We start from the raw sequence: 16,353 nt of genomic DNA on the forward strand, positions 1-16,353 counted from the left end.
CGCGCGCCCGTAGCCCCGCAAACGAAAGAGCGGCGCCATGTCTTCCCTTATTTTGCCCGCCATACTGGGTGGCCTGACGACCGGGGCGATCTACGCCCTGATCGCTCTCGGCCTGACCCTGATCTATGGTGTTTTGCACATCATCAATTTTGCGCATGGCAGCCTGCTCATGCTGGCGCTCTACGGGGTGTACTTCCTCCACCTGTTCTTCGGCCTTGATCCATACCTGGCAATTCCGATCGTCGTTCCGCTCTTCTTCCTCCTGGGCTACGGAATTCAGCGCGGCATCATCGCTCCCTTCAGCGGCGGCAAGGAGCAGAACGTGCTGCTCGTCACGCTGGCACTCTCGATGATCATCGACAACCTCGCGCTGTATTTCTGGACCTCCAACACCCGCACCATCTCGCTGCCCTACGCCTATGAGATGGTCGAGATCGGGCCCGCATTCATTCCGTTGCCCAGGGTGATCGCATTCTTTGCGTCCATGCTTTGCGCCCTGATCCTCTGGCTCGTGATAAGCCGTACGCGGATCGGCAAGGCGATCCGCGCCGTCGCCGTCGAGAGACGGGGCGCCGAACTCGTCGGCATCGACGTCCAGAACACCTACGCGGTGTGTTTCGGCATCGGAACCGCGTGTGTGGCGGTCGCGGCCTGTCTTCTCATCCCGACCTTCTATGTCACGCCCCAGGTCGGCTACGCCTTCGTGCTGATCGCCTTCACCACCGTGGTGCTGGGCGGCATGGGGAGTTTCCTTGGCGCCCTCGTGAGCGGTCTCCTGCTCGGCGTGATTGAAGCACTCTGCGGCCTCTTCCTCGGCGAAAGCCTCGGTCAGATCGGTATCTTCCTGGCCTTCATCCTCATCCTTCTGTTTCGGCCATCTGGCCTGTTTGGACGGCGCGCGGCATGAAACATACATCGCTCGGCGAGTGGCTGCTCTATGGCGCGATATGCGCCTATCTGCTGCTGATCTACCTGCTCCCGTCGCAGGCCTGGCTCGGGTTCACCATCAATGCGCTGATCGTCACGATCCTCAGCGTCGCCTGGAACCTGCTCGGCGGCTTCGGCGGCCAGATGTCCTTCGGACACGCGGCCTTGTTCGGCACCGGGGCCTATGTCACCGCGATCCTGCAGGTCAAGCTTGGGGTCAACCCCTGGCTTGCCGCGGGTCTGGCGGTGGTCGCGGCAACCCTGGTCGCCGGTTTCATTGGCGCCCTGTCGTTTCGCTACGGTCTCAGGGGTTCGTATTTTGCGCTCGTCACGCTCGCTTTTGCCGAGGTGCTGCGCATCCTTGCCAGCTCCTTCGCGTTCACGGGTGGCGGGCAGGGCATCCTCGTGCCCTACAAGGCCGGCTTGGCAAATTTCCAGTTCGCGGACCGCATCACGACCTACACCCTGGTGCTGGTGATGGTAGCCGTCGCGATGCTCATCACCGTCGCGGTTCAACGTTCTCGCTTCGGCGCTTATCTCATTGCCATTCGCGAGAATGAAGAGGCGGCAAAAGCGCTCGGCATCGACACCTTCCGCACCAAGGTTCTCGCCATGATGCTGTCCGGCGCGATCGGCGGCGCGGCCGGCGTCGCCTACCTGCAGACCTATCTCTTCATCGATGCGCCCATCGCCTACGGTTCGACGATGTCGATCGAGGCGCTTCTTGGGCCGATCATCGGCGGTGCGGGAACGATCTGGGGACCCGTTGTCGGAACGTTGAGCCTGCATCTGTTGGGTGAAGGCGCGAAGCACCTCGTGAGTGGAGCGCCCGGCCTCAACCTTGTCCTCTACGGCGTCCTGCTGCTGGTCATTCTTCGGTACCTGCCCGACGGCATTGTCGGGTTCGCTCGGGGCATCGGCCGGACGGGACAAGCCGCTGCGGTATCCGTCAAGGAGGCGCAGTGATGTTGACGGTCGAAAACGTCACCAAGAGGTATGGCGGCCTCGTTGCCGTCAATGACGCGTCGCTGAAAGTGCAGGAAGGCCGCATCGTTGCGCTCATCGGGCCTAATGGCGCGGGTAAGACCACCCTGTTCGCCATGATCGGCGGTTTCGTGCGCCCGGACATGGGGGAAATCAGGTTTCGAGACCAGGACATCACGGGGCATGCCCCGCATGCGATCTGCCGTCTTGGCCTCACGCGCACGTTCCAGATCGTTCAGCCCTTCGCGGGTCTGAGCGTGCTCGAGAACATCGCCGTCGGGGCGCATCTGCGCCACAAGAGCCGGGCTGATGCGCTGGAGCGGGCTGCCATGATCGGCGAGCAGGTCGGCATGGGCCGGATGCTCGAGCAATCGGCGCAATCGCTCACGGTGGCGGGCCGCAAGCGTCTCGAACTCGCGCGAGCGTTGGCGACGGAAGCAAAGCTTCTGCTTCTCGACGAGGTGATGGCCGGTCTCATTCCTAGCGAGATCGTCGAGATCGTCGCGACGATCCGCAAGATCCGCGATTCCGGTGTCACCATCCTGCTCATCGAGCATGTCATGCAGGCGGTCATGAGTCTTTCGGAGGAAGCATATGTGCTCAATCAGGGTCGGATGATTGCGCATGGGACGCCGCAGCAACTCGTTGCCGACCCGACGGTGATCGAAGCCTATCTCGGCCATGGCGCCGCCGACCGCCTGCAACAGGAGGGCGCCCATGCTTGAGATTTCCGGCATCAAGGCGGGCTACGGCCCCGTCAATGTCCTGCAAGGCATCACCATGTCGATCGCCGACGGTGAGATCGTTGCCGTGCTGGGATCGAACGGGGTCGGCAAATCGACCCTCAACAATGTCGTCAGCGGCATCATCAAGCCACGCGAGGGCAAGATCCGTTTTGAAGACAACGACATTACCGGGCACCCGCCGCGCTCCATCGTGGAAGTGGGCATTTCCCAGGTTCCGGAAGGGCGTCGGGTCTTTCCAAATCTCAGCGTGAAGGAAAATCTCGAGCTCGGCGCCTTCCGCCGCGCGCGGGAACGCATGCGCGCCAATTTCGAGCGCATTTGCGACATCTTCCCGCGCCTGCGGGAGCGGCTGGACCAGCTCGCCGGCACGCTTTCAGGAGGCGAGCAGCAGATGCTCGCCATCGGCCGCGGACTGATGGCGGAGCCGAAGCTCCTGATCCTCGACGAGCCGTCGCTGGGCCTTTCACCGATCATGGTGGAGGAGATGTTCAATCTCGTCCAACGGATCAACAGAGAGGGTCTGGCGATTCTTCTGGTCGAGCAGAACGTGGTGCAGTCGCTTGGTGTTGCCACCCGCGCCTATGTGCTGGAGCAGGGTCGCTTTGCGCTCGAAGGATCGGCCGCGGACATGCTCGCCGACCCACGCCTGCGCCAAACCTATCTGGGACTTTGATATTGCGGATGCCGGCGTTTGCGCGCTGACCTTCCGATTTGAACAGGAACACATCGATGTCGACAAGGACCACCACCAAATTGCGCCAATTGCTGGCCCGCCCCGGTTCGATCATGGCGCCCGGGGTGGTCGATCCGCTTTTCGCGCGTCTCGTCGCCAAGCACAATTTCGAGGCGATGTACATGACGGGCGCAGGGACTTCCGCCTCGCGCCTTGGCATGCCGGATGTGGGCCTGCTCACCCTGACCGAAATGGTCGACAATGCCGCGCGCATCGCGGCGGTGAGCGACATTCCCCTCATCGCCGATGCGGATAACGGTTATGGCGGACCGCTCAACGTTCGCCGCACCGTGCAGCTCTATGAGCGGGCCGGGGTCGCGGCGATCCATCTGGAGGATCAGGTGCTGCCGAAACGCTGCGGCCATCTTGCCGGCAAGCAGTTGATTTCGTCGCAGGAGATGGTGGCGAAGATCAAGGCGGCGACCGACGCACGCACCGATGCGGATTTCGTACTGATCGCCCGCACCGACGCGTTGGCGCTGGACGGTCTTGAGGCTGCGTTCGAACGCGCCGAGCTCTACCGCGAGGCGGGCGCCGACATTCTCTTCATCGAATCGCCCGGCATGGAGCACCTGAAGGCCATTCCGGAGCGCCTGCAATTCCCGACGCTCTACAATATGGCGACGAGCGGCAAGACGCCGTTCCTGAAGAAGTCGGAAATCGAACAACTGGGCTTCAAGCTCATCATCTATCCGAACTGGCTGATGCTGGCGGCGATCCGCGCTGCCGATGAAGTGCTCACGACGCTGCGCGAGGAAGAAACCATCGCCAGCATCGCGCCGAATGTTCCGTCGTTCCAGGAATTCTTCGACCTCGTCGGGATGCAGGAGGTGCGGGAGTTGGAGGAGCGCTACGGCGTGCCCGAGGCGGGTCGCGCCGGCTACTGAACCGACCGGCGCCTGCGGGCGCTTCGCGGAGAGCCTTTCCCCTTAATTCAATTGTTCGCGGAAGAAGACCATGACAGTGCGGCCGGCCAGAGAAGGCAAATTCGAGTTCAGCGTTCCCGTCGTCATCGTCGGCGCCGGTTCGTGCGGCCTGGTTGCGGCGCTTGCTGCCCGCGATTCAGGCGCTGAGGTTCTCGTTCTTGAACGGGACGCGAACCCAACGGGGAGCACGTCGCTCTCCGCCGGTCTCATCCCGGCGGCCGGCACACGCTTTCAGCGCGAGAAGGGAATCGACGACAGTCCCGAGATTTTCGCCGCCGACCTGAGCGCGAAGGCGAAGGGAAAAAGCGATCCTGCCATCGTCAAGGCGGTGGCGGAAGCCTCCGGCCAGACCATCGACTGGCTCGCAGACCGGCACGGCGTCGAGCTGCATCTCGTCGAAGGCTTCTACTATCCCGGCCATTCGCGCCTGCGCATGCACGGTCCGAAAAACCAGACCGGCGCGGAGCTCGAGCAATCGCTTCTCGCCGCGGCCGAGTGCGCGGACATCGATATCATCACCGGCGCCTCCGTCGAGGATCTCTATGCGAAGGACGACGGCACGATCGTCGGTGTCGGCTTCCGACGCCCGAACGGGGAGGTCGAGACGGTCGGTTGCGACGCGCTCGTCCTCGCCTGCAACGGGTTTGGCGGCAATCGCGCCATGGTGGCGAAGTTCATTCCCGAGATGGCCGAGGCCGAATATTGCGGGCACGCCTCCAATACCGGCGATGCGATGAACTGGGGCGAGGCTCTCGGTGTCGAGCTGGCCGATATGGGCAGTTATCAGGGACATGGCTCCGTCGCCTATCCGCATGGCCTGCCGCTGACCTGGGCCGTCATGACGCAAGGCGGCATTCAGGTGAATCTCAACGGCGAGCGTTTTGCCAACGAGATGCGCGGCTATTCGGAGCACGCCGAGGAAGTGATCAAACAGCCCGGCCATCTCGCCTGGAACATCTATGACGAGCGCTGCGAGAAACCTGCGCTCGCTTTCCACGATTACCGGGAGATCATCAAACTCGGCGCGATCAAACGGGCCGAGACAATCGATGAGCTGGCGGCGCTCACCGATCTTCCGGTTCAGGCGCTCAAGCGCACGATGGACGAGGTGAAGAGCTACGGCGCTGGAGACAAACCCGATCCGCTGGGTCGCGACTTCACCAAGCAGCCGCCACTCTCCGCGCCCTATCTGGCGGCGAAGGTCAATGGCGCCCTTTTCCACACGCAGGGCGGCCTCGTCATCGACACCGAGACGCGAGTGTTGAAGGCGGACGGAACGCCGCTGCCGAACCTGTTTGCCGGCGGCGGCGCCGCCCGCGGCCTCTCCGGGCCATCATCCTGGGGTTACGTGTCGGGAAACGGCCTTCTGTCGGCGACGGTCCTCGGGCGACTTGCAGGCCTCGCTGCTGCGCGCCTTCTCACGACGTCAATCTGACACCACCACGACATTCAGGAGAATGAGATGAAGCGCGTTCTGGTGATTGTTCCCTTTGCGATGAGCGAGGAGGAACTGGGGCGACGGAAAGAGCAGCTCAAGGCCGTGAAGCTCGGCGCCGATATCGAATTCCATTTCCAACCGGTGCGGGTCGGACCGGCAAACTACACCAGCCAGCATGATTTCACGTTGGCGGATTTCTCGATTCTCGATGCCGGGCTCGACGCGGAGAAGGATGGCTTCGACGCCGTGTGCATCGACACGATGAGCGATTCCGGAATGTCCGCGTTGCGCTCGGTGCTCACCATACCGGTAATCGGACCGGGCCGTCACGCCATGCTCACTGCGTTGATGCTCGGCGAGACGTTCTCGATCCTCGTCATGTGGGACCGCTGGAAGCCGCTCTATGCGAAGACGCTGGGGGAGCTCGGATTGCGGGAGAAATGCGCCTCGATCCGCTCCATCGGCGTACGTCCCGATAACAAGAACCTGCTGGTCGGCAAGGAGGACGACGTCTTTCCCAAACTTCTCGAGGCCGCGCAAAGCTGCATCGACGAGGACGGCGCCGAAGTGATTATCCTCGGCTCCACGACGATGCATCAGGCGCACGCCTATCTGGCGACCCGCCTGAGTGTGCCGGTGATCAATCCCGGCCCGCTGACATACCGCCTCGCCGAGACGGCGCTGAAACTCAATCTCAGCCACAGCCGCGCGACCTATCCGGCGCCATTGGTGCCGAAGACCGACATGATCCGCGCCATCGGCGAAGCCGGCGCTGCTGCAGCCAAGGGAGCATAAGAATGGCCAGGATTTTGGTGATCGTCCCTTTCGCCCTCGATGCAGACGGTGTGGCCAATCGCGAAAAGCAGCAGCAATACGTGCAGCTCGACGCGGAGACGGAGCTGACATACCGCCCCGTGACGGCCGGACCGACCTCGTTCATGAGCCCGCATGACTGGACGCTGATGGATCTTGCGATCTTCGAGGCGGGAATGAGCGCGGAAGCGGATGGGTTCGACGCCGTCTGCATCGATACGATGAGCGATTCCGGGATGGCACCCTTGCGGTCTGTCCTGAACATCCCGGTGATTTCGCCCGGCAAGGCCTCGATGCTCTATGCGCTGACACTGGGCTCCAAATTCTCGATCCTCGCCCAATGGGAGCCGGCTCTGCCGCGCTACCGGAAGGCCATTCGCGAATACGGATTCGAGAAGCAATGTGCATCCGTGCGCTCCTTCGACCAGCCGCCGGATTTCTCGTCGCTGCTCGACGGCAAGGAAGACAAGGTGTTTCCGCGAATGCTCGCGGTCGCCAAACGTTGCATCGAAGAGGACGGCGCGGACGTGATCTGCCTCGGCTCGACGACCATGCATCAGGCGGCGGAATTCCTCGCAAGGGAATTGCCGGTGCCCGTGATCAATCCGGGTCCGCTGACCTACAAGCTTGCCGAGACTTTCCTGGCGCTCGGCCTGAAGCCGGGCCGTGCCGCCTATCCGGAGCCGGTGATGCTGAAGGCCGACGTGATCCATGCGATGATGGCAGGCGGCGCCCGCGCGGAAGAGAAAGCATGATGGGATCCGAGTCGATCAGGAGTGTCGCGGTCGTCGGCTGCGGAACAGTGGGAGCGAGCTGGGCCGCTCTTTTTCTCGCCGGCGGCTATGATGTCGTGGCGACAGACCCCGCGCCGGAAGCGGAAAGAAAGCTGAGAGGCTTCATCGATCGCGCAAGGCCGCAACTTGCGACTCTCGGCCTCAACGGCAGGGGTAGTCTGACCTTCGTGGACAATCTGGAGGCTGCCGTTTCCACGGCCGATTTCGTTCAGGAGAATGCGCCCGAGAACGAGGCTTTCAAGCGGGCTCTTCTGGCACGCATCGATCAAGCGGCTCGTCCCGATGCCATCGTGGCGATCAGCACCTCGGCGCTGCTCCGCAGTCGGATCGTTGCCGATTGCGAACATCCTGAACGGCATATCGTGGCCCATCCGTTCAATCCACCGCACCTCCTGCCGCTGGTCGAAATCGTCGGCGAGGACGATGCGGTGATCGCGCGGGCGTGCGCCTTCTACCGCTCGCTTCGACGCAAGCCGGTCGTGCTCAAGAAGGAAGTCCCCGGCCATATCGCCAATCGGCTCTCATCCGCGCTCTATCGCGAGGCGGTCTATCTCGTGGAGCAGGGGATCGCGAGCGTTGCGGATATCGATGCTGCGATCAGCGAGGGGCCGGGTCTGCGCTGGTCCATCATGGGTCCGCACATGACCTATCATCTCGGTGGCGGGGAGGGCGGCATCGCCCATTATCTCGAACATCTTGGGCCGAGCCAGGAGCGGCGCTGGGCATCGCTCGGGGAGCCCCGTCTCACCGAGGATGTAAAAGGCGCCATCGTGTCGGGCGTCGAAGCGGAAGCGGGCGGACGTTCGATCGCGGATCTTGAAGCCCAACGGGATCATCTCCTCGTCGAGATCCTCCGGCTCAAGAACAAGGCCTCGTCATGACCGGTGCGGTCATCATCACCGTGGCGCCCAACGGCGCCCGTCGCCTCAAGCGCGACCATCCGCGGATCCCGCTGACGATGGCGGAGATCGGTCGAGATGCGGCGCAATGCGTCGAAGCGGGCGCTGCGATGATCCATGTTCATGTGCGTGACGCCGAGGGTGCTCATATCCTCGACGCGGATGCATACCGCGATTCCACGCGCGAAATCCGCGCTCAGGTGGGTGCTGCGCCCATCGTTCAGATCACCACGGAATCCGTGGGACGATACGCTCCGCGGCAGCAGATGGAAGTCGTCGAGCAGGTGCGGCCGGAAGCGGTTTCGATCGCTTTGCGGGAGCTGATGCCTGAACCGGGTGCCGAGCGGGAGGGGAGCGCGTTCCTGCACCGCCTCGCAGGCGGCGAATGCCTCGTGCAGCACATCCTCTACGATTCCGGCGACGTGATGCGTTTTCAGGATCTGGTTGCCGAGGGGGCCATTCCGCCGAGCCATGCGAGCGTTCTCTTCGTCCTGGGTCGCTATACCGCCGGACAGCAATCGGATCCTCGCGACCTCCTGCCTTTCCTTGATGCTTGGCGCCTGGATCTGCCGTGGATTACCTGCGCCTTCGGGAAGCGTGAGGCCGCTTGTGTGATTTCGGCTGCCGCGATGGGCGGGCACGCCCGGGTCGGCTTTGAAAACAATCTTCATATGCCGGATGGCGAGATGGCGCCGGATAACGCCGCCTTGGTGAGATGTGTCGTGGTCGGAACGTCAGCGATCGGATTGCGCCCGGCTTCGCCGGACGAGGCGCGTCAGGTCTTGAGCAAGCCGTGATTTTCGCCACCGACTGGCGGCCGACAGCCTCGGAGGGCGGTACAGATAACGGGGCGGCGCGGCCGCCCCGCGGTTGCGTGGCTCACTCCGCGGGCGTCATCCGGGCGGCTGGTCCCGCGGCCACGGACGCGCCGGGGCGGAAGACGAAATAGGCGAAGAGAAGCATCGCGCCGAGCACGATGAGCGATGCGACGGCGGCAATCGGGTCCGCGGCGGTGTAGCCGAGATGGATCGCCGCAACCGCTATTGTCAGAACCACGGTGCCGATTGACCATAGGCTGACCTGGATCAACGCAAGCCGGCTCGTGTCGAGCCTTGGGCGACGCTCATAATAGATCCCGAACAGGAACAGCGACACCCACCCGAGCAAGTTCAGATGAGCGTGGGCCGGCATGATGGAGTGGTCCTGGGACGCGGCCATGCCGATACCCATCGCCATGCCGACGATAACGAAGAGAACGGCGAGCCCGAAGCTGAGTGATGACGCAGTCATATGGAAGTTCCCCTGGTTGTTTTTGATGGGCCGACAAGCAGGCGACTTTTACCGCTTTCGTGTTGGTTTGTCTTTTCGATGTCGAGACCACCAAGGCCTAATCCGAAGGTGGTTTCACCCGAGCCGCTTGCAGACGCGGCTCGAGTGCCGACGCGATGGGAGAAGGCACGGCTGTCTCGTGCTATGATTTCTCCTATGGCCGGTCTCAGCCGATCCGTAAGGCAGCTTTGCCGACCGACACGTGCTCATCTGGCCTGCAGATCCGCGCGCGCGGCGGGTCTCGGAGGCTCGACCCTCGCAGCCCGTGAACCGTGAAGGGAGGCAATGATATGTCGGCAGAAAACGACGGAATCCACACCGACTTCTCCGAGGGAATGAGCTACGGCGAATATCTTCGTCTGGATACGCTGCTTTCGGCACAGGCCCCTTTGTCGGGCGAGCATGACGAACTGCTCTTCATCGTCATCCATCAGGTGATGGAGCTTTGGCTCAAGCTCCTGAACCGGGAGCTCGACAAGGCGCTGGGACATGTGCGGGCCGATCAATTGCAGCCGGCGTTCAAGTGCCTGGCCCGCATCAATCGGATTCAAGAGCAATTGATCCAGGCATGGACGGTGCTCTCGACAATGACGCCGTCCGATTATCTCCGGTTCAGACCGTCCCTCGGCCGCTCCTCGGGCTTTCAATCCTGGCAATACCGGCTCGTTGAATTCAAGCTGGGGGCCAAGGACGCGGCAAAGATTGCGCCGCACCGGCACCGCAGCGAGATCACCGATCAGTTGGAAGCGGCTTACCGGGCACCCAGCCTTTACGACGAGTCGCTGCGCCTGCTGGCTGCGCGGGGATACCAAATCCCACGGGCTATCCTCGACCGTGATGTCACAAGCCCGTATGTCGCGGATCCGAGTGTCGAGGCGGCCTGGGAGGAGATCTACCGGCATTCGGACGAGCATTTCGATCTCTACGAGCTCGCCGAGGAACTCGTCGACCTCGAGGATGCCTTCCAGCAATGGCGGTTCAGACACATGAAAACCGTCGAGCGCATCATCGGAATGCGGCGCGGCACAGGCGGCAGCTCGGGCGTCGCGTATCTTCGTGGCGCGCTCGAGCAGTCTTTCTTCCCGGAACTCTGGTCGGTCCGGACCAAGCTTTAACGGGACGAAATGCGATGCTTGATCTGCGCTCCCATTTTTCAAGGTTTCTGAACGCCGAACCGGGGCGTCTCCACTTTGCGGCGCACAGTCATCATCCCTGGCCGGATGTGACGCGGGACGCACATCTGCGGGCTTGGGATGACGCTGCCAGTCTCATCGACGGCAAATGGGAGTACATCCTTGGTCCCGTCCTGCAGGAGTTTCGGACACATGTCGCGCGACAGCTCAACCTTCCTGATCCGAAGACGATCGCCGTCGCGCCCAATACACACGAATTCGTCAAGCGCATTCTCTCGTGTTTTCCGGCGCAGCGATCGGTCCGCGTTCTGACCACGGACAGCGAGTTTCACTCCTTCAGCCGCCAGATTGCGCGCCTTGAAGAAGAGGGTCTCGTGATGGTCACGCGCGTGCCCGTCGAGCCGTTCGCAAGTTTTGAAGATCGCTTCCTTTCAGCCGCGCAGGCCGGCCACGATCTGGTCTTCGCCAGCCAGGTCTTCTTCAATTCCGGCTTTGCCATGGATATTGAAAGGCTGACGGAAACATCCGCGGATGCGATGATCGTCATCGACGGGTACCACGGGTTTATGGCGCGGCCGACGGATCTAAACGCCCTGTCCGATCGTGTGTTTTACCTCGCTGGCGGCTATAAATATGCCATGTCGGGCGAGGGCGCCTGCTTCATGCATTGCCCACCCGACTGGGGGCCGCGGCCGAGGGATACCGGCTGGTATGCCGCCTTCGGTGATCTATCAAACACGCAAAAGGACCAGGTTGGCTACAGCGGCGATGGCTGGAGATTCATGGGATCGACCTTCGATCCCTCCGGGCTCTATCGGTTCAACGCTGTCATGCGGTGGCTCGCCGAGAAGGAAATCGCCGTTGAGGCGATCCACGACCATGCCCGGTCGTTGCAACGGCATTTCCTCCAGCTTGTCGCTGGGCGCTCCGGTTTTGAGCCCGAGACCACCAAACTGCCTCCCGAAGCGCTACGCGGCAACTTCCTGAGCTTCGAGCGGCCGGACGCTCGGGAAATTCACCAACTCCTGACGGAGCAACAGGTCGTTACGGACACAAGAGGCAACCGCCTCCGGTTCGGGTTCGGCATTTACCACACGCTCGAGGAAGCGGCCGAACTCGCCCGGCGCCTCTACCCATCCGGAGGCCGAGCCTTCCTGTCGCCGCGTGAATGAACGCCAACCGTTCATTCGACCGGAGCCCGATGTGCGGAGGGAAAAGTGTAATAATTTCAAATGGCTGGGGGACAAGGACTCGAACCTTGACTAGCGGAGTCAGAGTCCGCTGTTCTACCATTAAACTATCCCCCACCGGGTCTGTCGCGAAGGCTTCGACTGGCCCGAAGAATGCTCGATTCGGGCAGTGAAGGACGGCGCAGTCCGTGGATGGCGGTCAGATAGGGGGTTTTTGGATCGCGGTCAACCGTTCCGGGGCGAGGCGCCGGTCAAATCGCGACAGCTTCGTCCCTCCGGCGGGTTCATTGATTGTTCAACTTAATCGGGTCAACATCCCTCATGAGAAGCCGGGCTGGATTCGGCCAGGCAGGAGATCGAGATCATGAGTTTAGGTCGATGGGTTCTCGGTGCCGTGGCCGGTGCCGTTTTGGGCGCAGCTGGCGCCCAGGCGGCGCCCTTGCCGCTCGTGCCGATGGACGGCCAACGCTCCGTGCAGACGGTGCAGTTCTTTTTTGATGACGAGCCGCCGCCGGTCTACTACGACCCGCCGCCGCGGCCATACTATCGCGACTATTATCCGCCGCCGCGGCGCGATTATTACCCGCCGCCGCCTCGCGCCTATTACGCGCCGCCCCCCGGCCGCTACGCGCCCCCGCCGCGTTACGCCCAGCCGCGCCAGCCGCCGCGCAACAACCAGGTCGCTCCGCAGCAGCTTTATACCAAGGGCCAGGTCCGCGCCTGGAACCGGGCCAACGGTTTCTGAGGCTGGCGCTACGCCGTGCCTAGTCGTCGAGAGCGCCGCCTTCGGGCGGCGTTTCCATCTTGATTTCGGCCCTCAGCGCGGCCTCCTCCTCGGCGTCATAGGCATCGGAGGCCATCCGTTCGTAGCGATCGAGCGCCCCTTGCAGGATGTAGGCGGCGGCCATCTTGTCGACCGCTTCGGCCCGCTTGGCCCGGGATGCGTCCGCGTCGAGCAGCGTGCGCGTCACCGCGACGGTGGAAAGGCGCTCGTCCCAGAATATGACCGGCAGGGGGATTAGGGGATTGAGGTTGCGCACGAAGGCCCGCGTCGCCTGCGAGCGTGGTCCCTCGGTTCCGTCCATGTTCAACGGCAGGCCGACCACGAGGCCGCCCACGTCGTAGCGCTTGACCAGAACCTTGATCTGCTCGACGTCGGGGGTGAACTTGACGCGCCGGATGGTCTCAAGCGGGGTGGCGATCCGCCGTTCGACATCCGACAGCGCGAGCCCGATTGTCTTCGTGCCCAGATCGATCCCCATGAGGCGGGCGCGGGGCGCAAGACCCTCGATGAAGGCGGCCAATTCCGTATCGTTGACGTTCACCGATTTTCCTTCGCGTGATCTTTGAGATGCGGGTGGTTATAGCCAATTTCGGTTCGATGCCCTAGCTCAACGGCGACAGCACAGCGAGGACGCCATGAAGATCACCTGGTTCGGACATTCCGCGTTCCGGCTCGATTTTGCCGACAAGGTCGTGTTGATCGATCCGTTTTTCACCGGCAATCCGGCTTTCGAGGGCAGTGTCGAAAAAGCGGCCGAGGGCGTCACGCACATCCTTATCACCCACGGGCATGGCGATCATGTGGGCGATTCCCTCAACATCGCGAGGGCAACCGGCGCAACGATCGTCGCCAATGCGGATCTTGCCGGCTGGCTCGGTTCACAGGGTCTCACGGTCGATCCGATGAATACCGGCGGCACGACGGATCAGGGCGGCTTTACCGTGACGCTGGTGCGGGCCGATCATTCGGCCGCGCTGGTGGAAATGGGCGCCAACGCCCCCGTGGGCAGCGCCAACGGCGTAATCGTCAAGGCGCCGGGGGAGCCGACGGTCTATCACATGGGCGATACCGATATTTTCGGCGATATGGGGCTGATTGCCGAGATCCACCAGCCAGACGTGGTAATCGTGCCGATCGGAGACCGGTTCACCATGGGCCCGGAGGTCGCGGCGCTCGCAGTCCGGCGCTACTTCAAGGTCAAAGCCGCGATCCCGTGCCATTACGGGTCGTATTCCGTGCTCGAACCCAATGCGGACAGGTTCGTGGCGGCGCTTGACGGCAGCGGGATCCAGGTCGTCGTGCCGCACAAGACCGTCGGCCTGCGCATCTGACATTGCGGCTGGTGGGGGCTGGGTGCTATAGCCCGCGCAACATTCAAGAAGGGTTTGGCGATCCATGTCGGTCGATCAGAAAACGGTTCGGCGCATCGCGCATCTGGCGCGTATCGCGGTGACGGATGACGAGGTCCCGCATCTGCAGGGCGAACTCAACGCGATCCTGTCCTTCGTCGAGCAGCTCAACGAGGTTGATGTGGAGGGCGTGGAGCCGATGACGTCCGTCACGCCGATGGTCATGCGCAAACGGCAGGATGGCGTCACGGACGGCTTCTGCCCTGAGAAAATCCTCCTCAATGCGCCGGCCACCGAGGACAATTTCTTCCTCGTGCCCAAGGTCGTGGAATAAGACACAGCCGTGATGCCGGCCGCCGAAATGCCGGATCGCGCCACCAATGAACTCTCAGCACCATCCCGGGTGCTCGCGGCACCCGAGATGACGAGGACCGAACGTCGTGACCGAACTCACCCATCTGACCCTCGCCGAGGCCCGTGACGGGCTGAAGGCGAGGCGCTTCTCCGCCACCGAACTGGCGAAGGCCCATATCGCCGCCGTCGAGAAGGCGAGGGCGCTCAACGCCTATGTGCTGGAGACGCCCGAGAAGGCCCTCGCCATGGCGGCGGCATCGGATGAAAAGATTGGCCGGGGAGAGGGTGGGGCGCTCGAGGGCATTCCGCTCGGCATCAAGGACTTGTTCTGCACCGAAGGCGTGGTCTCGACCGCCGGCTCGAACATTCTCAAGACCTTCAATCCGCCTTACGAATCCACCGTTACCCGCAACCTGTGGAACGACGGCGCGGTGATGCTCGGCAAGCTCAACATGGACGAATTCGCCATGGGCTCGTCGAACGAGACGAGCGCGTTTGGTCCCGTGGTGTCCCCCTGGCGGCGCGAAGGCTCGAATGTGGGCGCCGGCGGTGCGGGCATGATCGAGGGCACGCATCTGGTGCCGGGCGGTTCTTCCGGGGGCTCCGCATCGGCGGTCGCGGCGCATCTTTGCCTGGGCGCCACGGCGACCGATACCGGCGGCTCGATCCGTCAGCCGGCCGCCTTCACCGGCACGGTGGGCATCAAGCCGACCTACGGACGCTGCTCGCGCTGGGGCACGGTGGCGTTTGCGTCTTCGCTCGATCAGGCCGGTCCGATTACGCGCACGGTGCGGGATTCCGCCATCATGCTGCGCTCTATGGCGGGATTGGATCCGAAGGACACCACCTGTTCGGATCTCCCGGTGCCCGATTTCGAGGCCGCGGTCTCACGCGGCGTGAAGGGTCTGAAAATCGGCATCCCGAAGGAATATCGGGTCGACGGCATGTCGCCGGAGATCGAGAAATTGTGGGCGCAAGGCACGGAATGGCTTCGCGCCGCCGGGGCCGAGATCGTCGAGGTCTCGCTGCCGCACACGAAATACGCGCTGCCGGCCTATTACATCGTCGCCCCGGCGGAAGCCTCGTCCAATCTTGCCCGCTACGACGGTGTCCGCTACGGCGTCCGTGTACCGGGCCGGGATATCGCCGAAATGTACGAGAACACCCGCGCTCAGGGGTTCGGGCGCGAGGTCAAGCGCCGGATCATGATCGGCACCTATGTGCTGTCGGCCGGCTATTATGACGCCTATTATGTGCGGGCTCAGAAAATCCGCACGCTCATCAAACAGGATTTCGAGACCGTCTATGCGCAGGGCGTCCACGCGATCCTGACGCCGGCCACCCCGTCGGCCGCCTTCGGCATCGGCGAGAAGGGCGCGGCCGATCCGGTCGAGATGTATCTGAACGACATCTTCACCGTCACCGTGAACATGGCTGGCCTTCCCGGCATCGCGGTGCCGGCCGGGCTCGACTCCCAGGGATTGCCGCTCGGGCTGCAGCTCATCGGCCGGGCCTTCGACGAGGAAACGCTTTTTGCCGCCGGGCAGGTGATCGAGGACGCGGCCGGGCGCATCAAGCTGCCTGAGCCCTGGTGGGCGGGGGCATGACGCCTCCGGTCATTCCCGTCTCTATCTGGCTGCTCGCTGCCTTCGACCCCGTTCTCATCGCCATTGCGGTCATCCTGGGGTGGAAGGCGGATCAGTTCGGAAAAGTCTTCATTGCGGCGATTGCCGCTCTAGGCGGCTCGGTTCTGGTCTCCTGGGCGATCACGGCGGTTGGGCTGCCTTGGATGGCCCCCGTCGGCGGCACCAATCCTACCTTGCTTCCGGTCAGAACCGTGGCGGCCCTGGTCTGGGCCACCGTTGCCTATCTCGGGCGACGTCTTTCGCGCGCCTGAGACCGTGAGGCAATCGCGATAGTTCGGCCACTGCCGAAGCATCCCGGTTCCGGATTC

The 16,353-nt window shown here is 63.0% G+C and carries 19 protein-coding genes and 1 tRNA gene; 17 read left to right on the forward strand and 3 right to left on the reverse strand.

What is annotated here, in order from left to right:
* Positions 1-37: 37 nt before the first annotated feature.
* The 10 genes from FEZ63_RS00790 (at position 38) to FEZ63_RS00835 (ending at position 9,057) form a co-directional block, all read left to right on the forward strand.
* Complete coding sequence (locus FEZ63_RS00790; RefSeq protein ID WP_150941736.1) at positions 38-907, forward strand: branched-chain amino acid ABC transporter permease; 870 nt, start codon at positions 38-40, stop codon at positions 905-907.
* Positions 904-1,893: a branched-chain amino acid ABC transporter permease gene (locus FEZ63_RS00795; protein ID WP_150941737.1), complete on the forward strand. Its 990-nt coding sequence runs from the start codon at positions 904-906 to the stop codon at positions 1,891-1,893. Before FEZ63_RS00790 ends, FEZ63_RS00795 begins: the two co-directional genes overlap by 4 nt.
* Positions 1,893-2,636: an ABC transporter ATP-binding protein gene (locus FEZ63_RS00800; RefSeq protein WP_150941738.1), complete on the forward strand. Its 744-nt coding sequence runs from the start codon at positions 1,893-1,895 to the stop codon at positions 2,634-2,636. Before FEZ63_RS00795 ends, FEZ63_RS00800 begins: the two co-directional genes overlap by 1 nt.
* The gene (locus FEZ63_RS00805) at positions 2,629-3,330 is read left to right on the forward strand and encodes an ABC transporter ATP-binding protein (protein ID WP_150941739.1); all 702 of its coding nucleotides are present in this window, start codon (positions 2,629-2,631) and stop codon (positions 3,328-3,330) included. Before FEZ63_RS00800 ends, FEZ63_RS00805 begins: the two co-directional genes overlap by 8 nt.
* A gap of 56 nt (positions 3,331-3,386) precedes the next feature.
* Positions 3,387-4,277: an isocitrate lyase/PEP mutase family protein gene (locus tag FEZ63_RS00810; protein WP_150941740.1), complete on the forward strand. Its 891-nt coding sequence runs from the start codon at positions 3,387-3,389 to the stop codon at positions 4,275-4,277.
* A 70-nt stretch (positions 4,278-4,347) separates the two neighbouring features.
* Complete coding sequence (locus FEZ63_RS00815; protein WP_150941741.1) at positions 4,348-5,751, forward strand: FAD-dependent oxidoreductase; 1,404 nt, start codon at positions 4,348-4,350, stop codon at positions 5,749-5,751.
* A 27-nt stretch (positions 5,752-5,778) separates the two neighbouring features.
* Positions 5,779-6,549 carry an aspartate/glutamate racemase family protein gene (locus FEZ63_RS00820; protein WP_150941742.1) on the forward strand — a complete coding sequence of 257 codons (771 nt, stop codon included), beginning with the start codon at positions 5,779-5,781 and terminating at the stop codon, positions 6,547-6,549.
* Between the two features lie 2 nt (positions 6,550-6,551).
* On the forward strand, positions 6,552-7,322 hold the full coding sequence (locus tag FEZ63_RS00825; protein ID WP_150941743.1) for an aspartate/glutamate racemase family protein: 771 nt from the start codon (positions 6,552-6,554) through the stop codon (positions 7,320-7,322).
* Positions 7,319-8,242: a 3-hydroxyacyl-CoA dehydrogenase NAD-binding domain-containing protein gene (locus FEZ63_RS00830; RefSeq protein WP_150941744.1), complete on the forward strand. Its 924-nt coding sequence runs from the start codon at positions 7,319-7,321 to the stop codon at positions 8,240-8,242. The genes FEZ63_RS00825 and FEZ63_RS00830 overlap by 4 nt, the downstream gene beginning before the upstream one ends.
* Complete coding sequence (locus tag FEZ63_RS00835; protein WP_150941745.1) at positions 8,239-9,057, forward strand: beta-keto acid cleavage family enzyme; 819 nt, start codon at positions 8,239-8,241, stop codon at positions 9,055-9,057. The genes FEZ63_RS00830 and FEZ63_RS00835 overlap by 4 nt, the downstream gene beginning before the upstream one ends.
* Before the next feature lie 82 nt (positions 9,058-9,139).
* Here the strand turns inward: FEZ63_RS00835 and FEZ63_RS00840 are convergent, their stop codons facing one another.
* The gene (locus tag FEZ63_RS00840; protein ID WP_150941746.1) at positions 9,140-9,550 is read right to left on the reverse strand and encodes a hypothetical protein; all 411 of its coding nucleotides are present in this window, start codon (positions 9,548-9,550) and stop codon (positions 9,140-9,142) included.
* A gap of 329 nt (positions 9,551-9,879) precedes the next feature.
* On the opposite strand from FEZ63_RS00840, the gene kynA reads away from it, so the two are divergent.
* Both kynA and FEZ63_RS00850 read left to right on the forward strand, forming a co-directional pair.
* Complete coding sequence (kynA, locus tag FEZ63_RS00845) at positions 9,880-10,704, forward strand: tryptophan 2,3-dioxygenase (protein WP_150941747.1); 825 nt, start codon at positions 9,880-9,882, stop codon at positions 10,702-10,704.
* A gap of 14 nt (positions 10,705-10,718) precedes the next feature.
* Complete coding sequence (locus tag FEZ63_RS00850; protein ID WP_150941748.1) at positions 10,719-11,894, forward strand: aminotransferase class V-fold PLP-dependent enzyme; 1,176 nt, start codon at positions 10,719-10,721, stop codon at positions 11,892-11,894.
* A gap of 61 nt (positions 11,895-11,955) precedes the next feature.
* Here the strand turns inward: FEZ63_RS00850 and FEZ63_RS00855 are convergent.
* Positions 11,956-12,029: transfer RNA gene (locus FEZ63_RS00855), tRNA-Gln, on the reverse strand.
* A gap of 247 nt (positions 12,030-12,276) precedes the next feature.
* On the opposite strand from FEZ63_RS00855, the gene FEZ63_RS00860 reads away from it, so the two are divergent.
* Complete coding sequence (locus FEZ63_RS00860; protein ID WP_150941749.1) at positions 12,277-12,657, forward strand: hypothetical protein; 381 nt, start codon at positions 12,277-12,279, stop codon at positions 12,655-12,657.
* A 19-nt stretch (positions 12,658-12,676) separates the two neighbouring features.
* Here the strand turns inward: FEZ63_RS00860 and ruvX are convergent, their stop codons facing one another.
* Entirely contained in the window at positions 12,677-13,174 is a 498-nt protein-coding gene (gene ruvX, locus FEZ63_RS00865; protein ID WP_244622588.1) for a Holliday junction resolvase RuvX, read from the reverse strand.
* 157 nt (positions 13,175-13,331) lie between these two features.
* Here ruvX and FEZ63_RS00870 point away from each other — a divergent pair, with 157 nt between their 5' ends.
* The 4 genes from FEZ63_RS00870 (at position 13,332) to FEZ63_RS00885 (ending at position 16,296) form a co-directional block, all read left to right on the forward strand.
* Positions 13,332-14,027 (forward strand): metal-dependent hydrolase, encoded by a 696-nt coding sequence (locus FEZ63_RS00870; protein ID WP_150941750.1) that lies wholly within the window; start codon positions 13,332-13,334, stop codon positions 14,025-14,027.
* 64 nt (positions 14,028-14,091) lie between these two features.
* Complete coding sequence (gene gatC, locus FEZ63_RS00875; RefSeq protein WP_150941751.1) at positions 14,092-14,379, forward strand: Asp-tRNA(Asn)/Glu-tRNA(Gln) amidotransferase subunit GatC; 288 nt, start codon at positions 14,092-14,094, stop codon at positions 14,377-14,379.
* A gap of 106 nt (positions 14,380-14,485) precedes the next feature.
* Entirely contained in the window at positions 14,486-16,006 is a 1,521-nt protein-coding gene (gene gatA / locus FEZ63_RS00880) for an Asp-tRNA(Asn)/Glu-tRNA(Gln) amidotransferase subunit GatA (RefSeq protein WP_150941752.1), read from the forward strand.
* Complete coding sequence (locus FEZ63_RS00885) at positions 16,003-16,296, forward strand: hypothetical protein (protein ID WP_150941753.1); 294 nt, start codon at positions 16,003-16,005, stop codon at positions 16,294-16,296. Before gatA ends, FEZ63_RS00885 begins: the two co-directional genes overlap by 4 nt.
* Positions 16,297-16,353: the final 57 nt, after the last annotated feature.

It is taken from the genome of Microvirga brassicacearum (genome assembly GCF_008757455.1).
Lineage (GTDB): Bacteria > Pseudomonadota > Alphaproteobacteria > Rhizobiales > Beijerinckiaceae > Microvirga > Microvirga brassicacearum.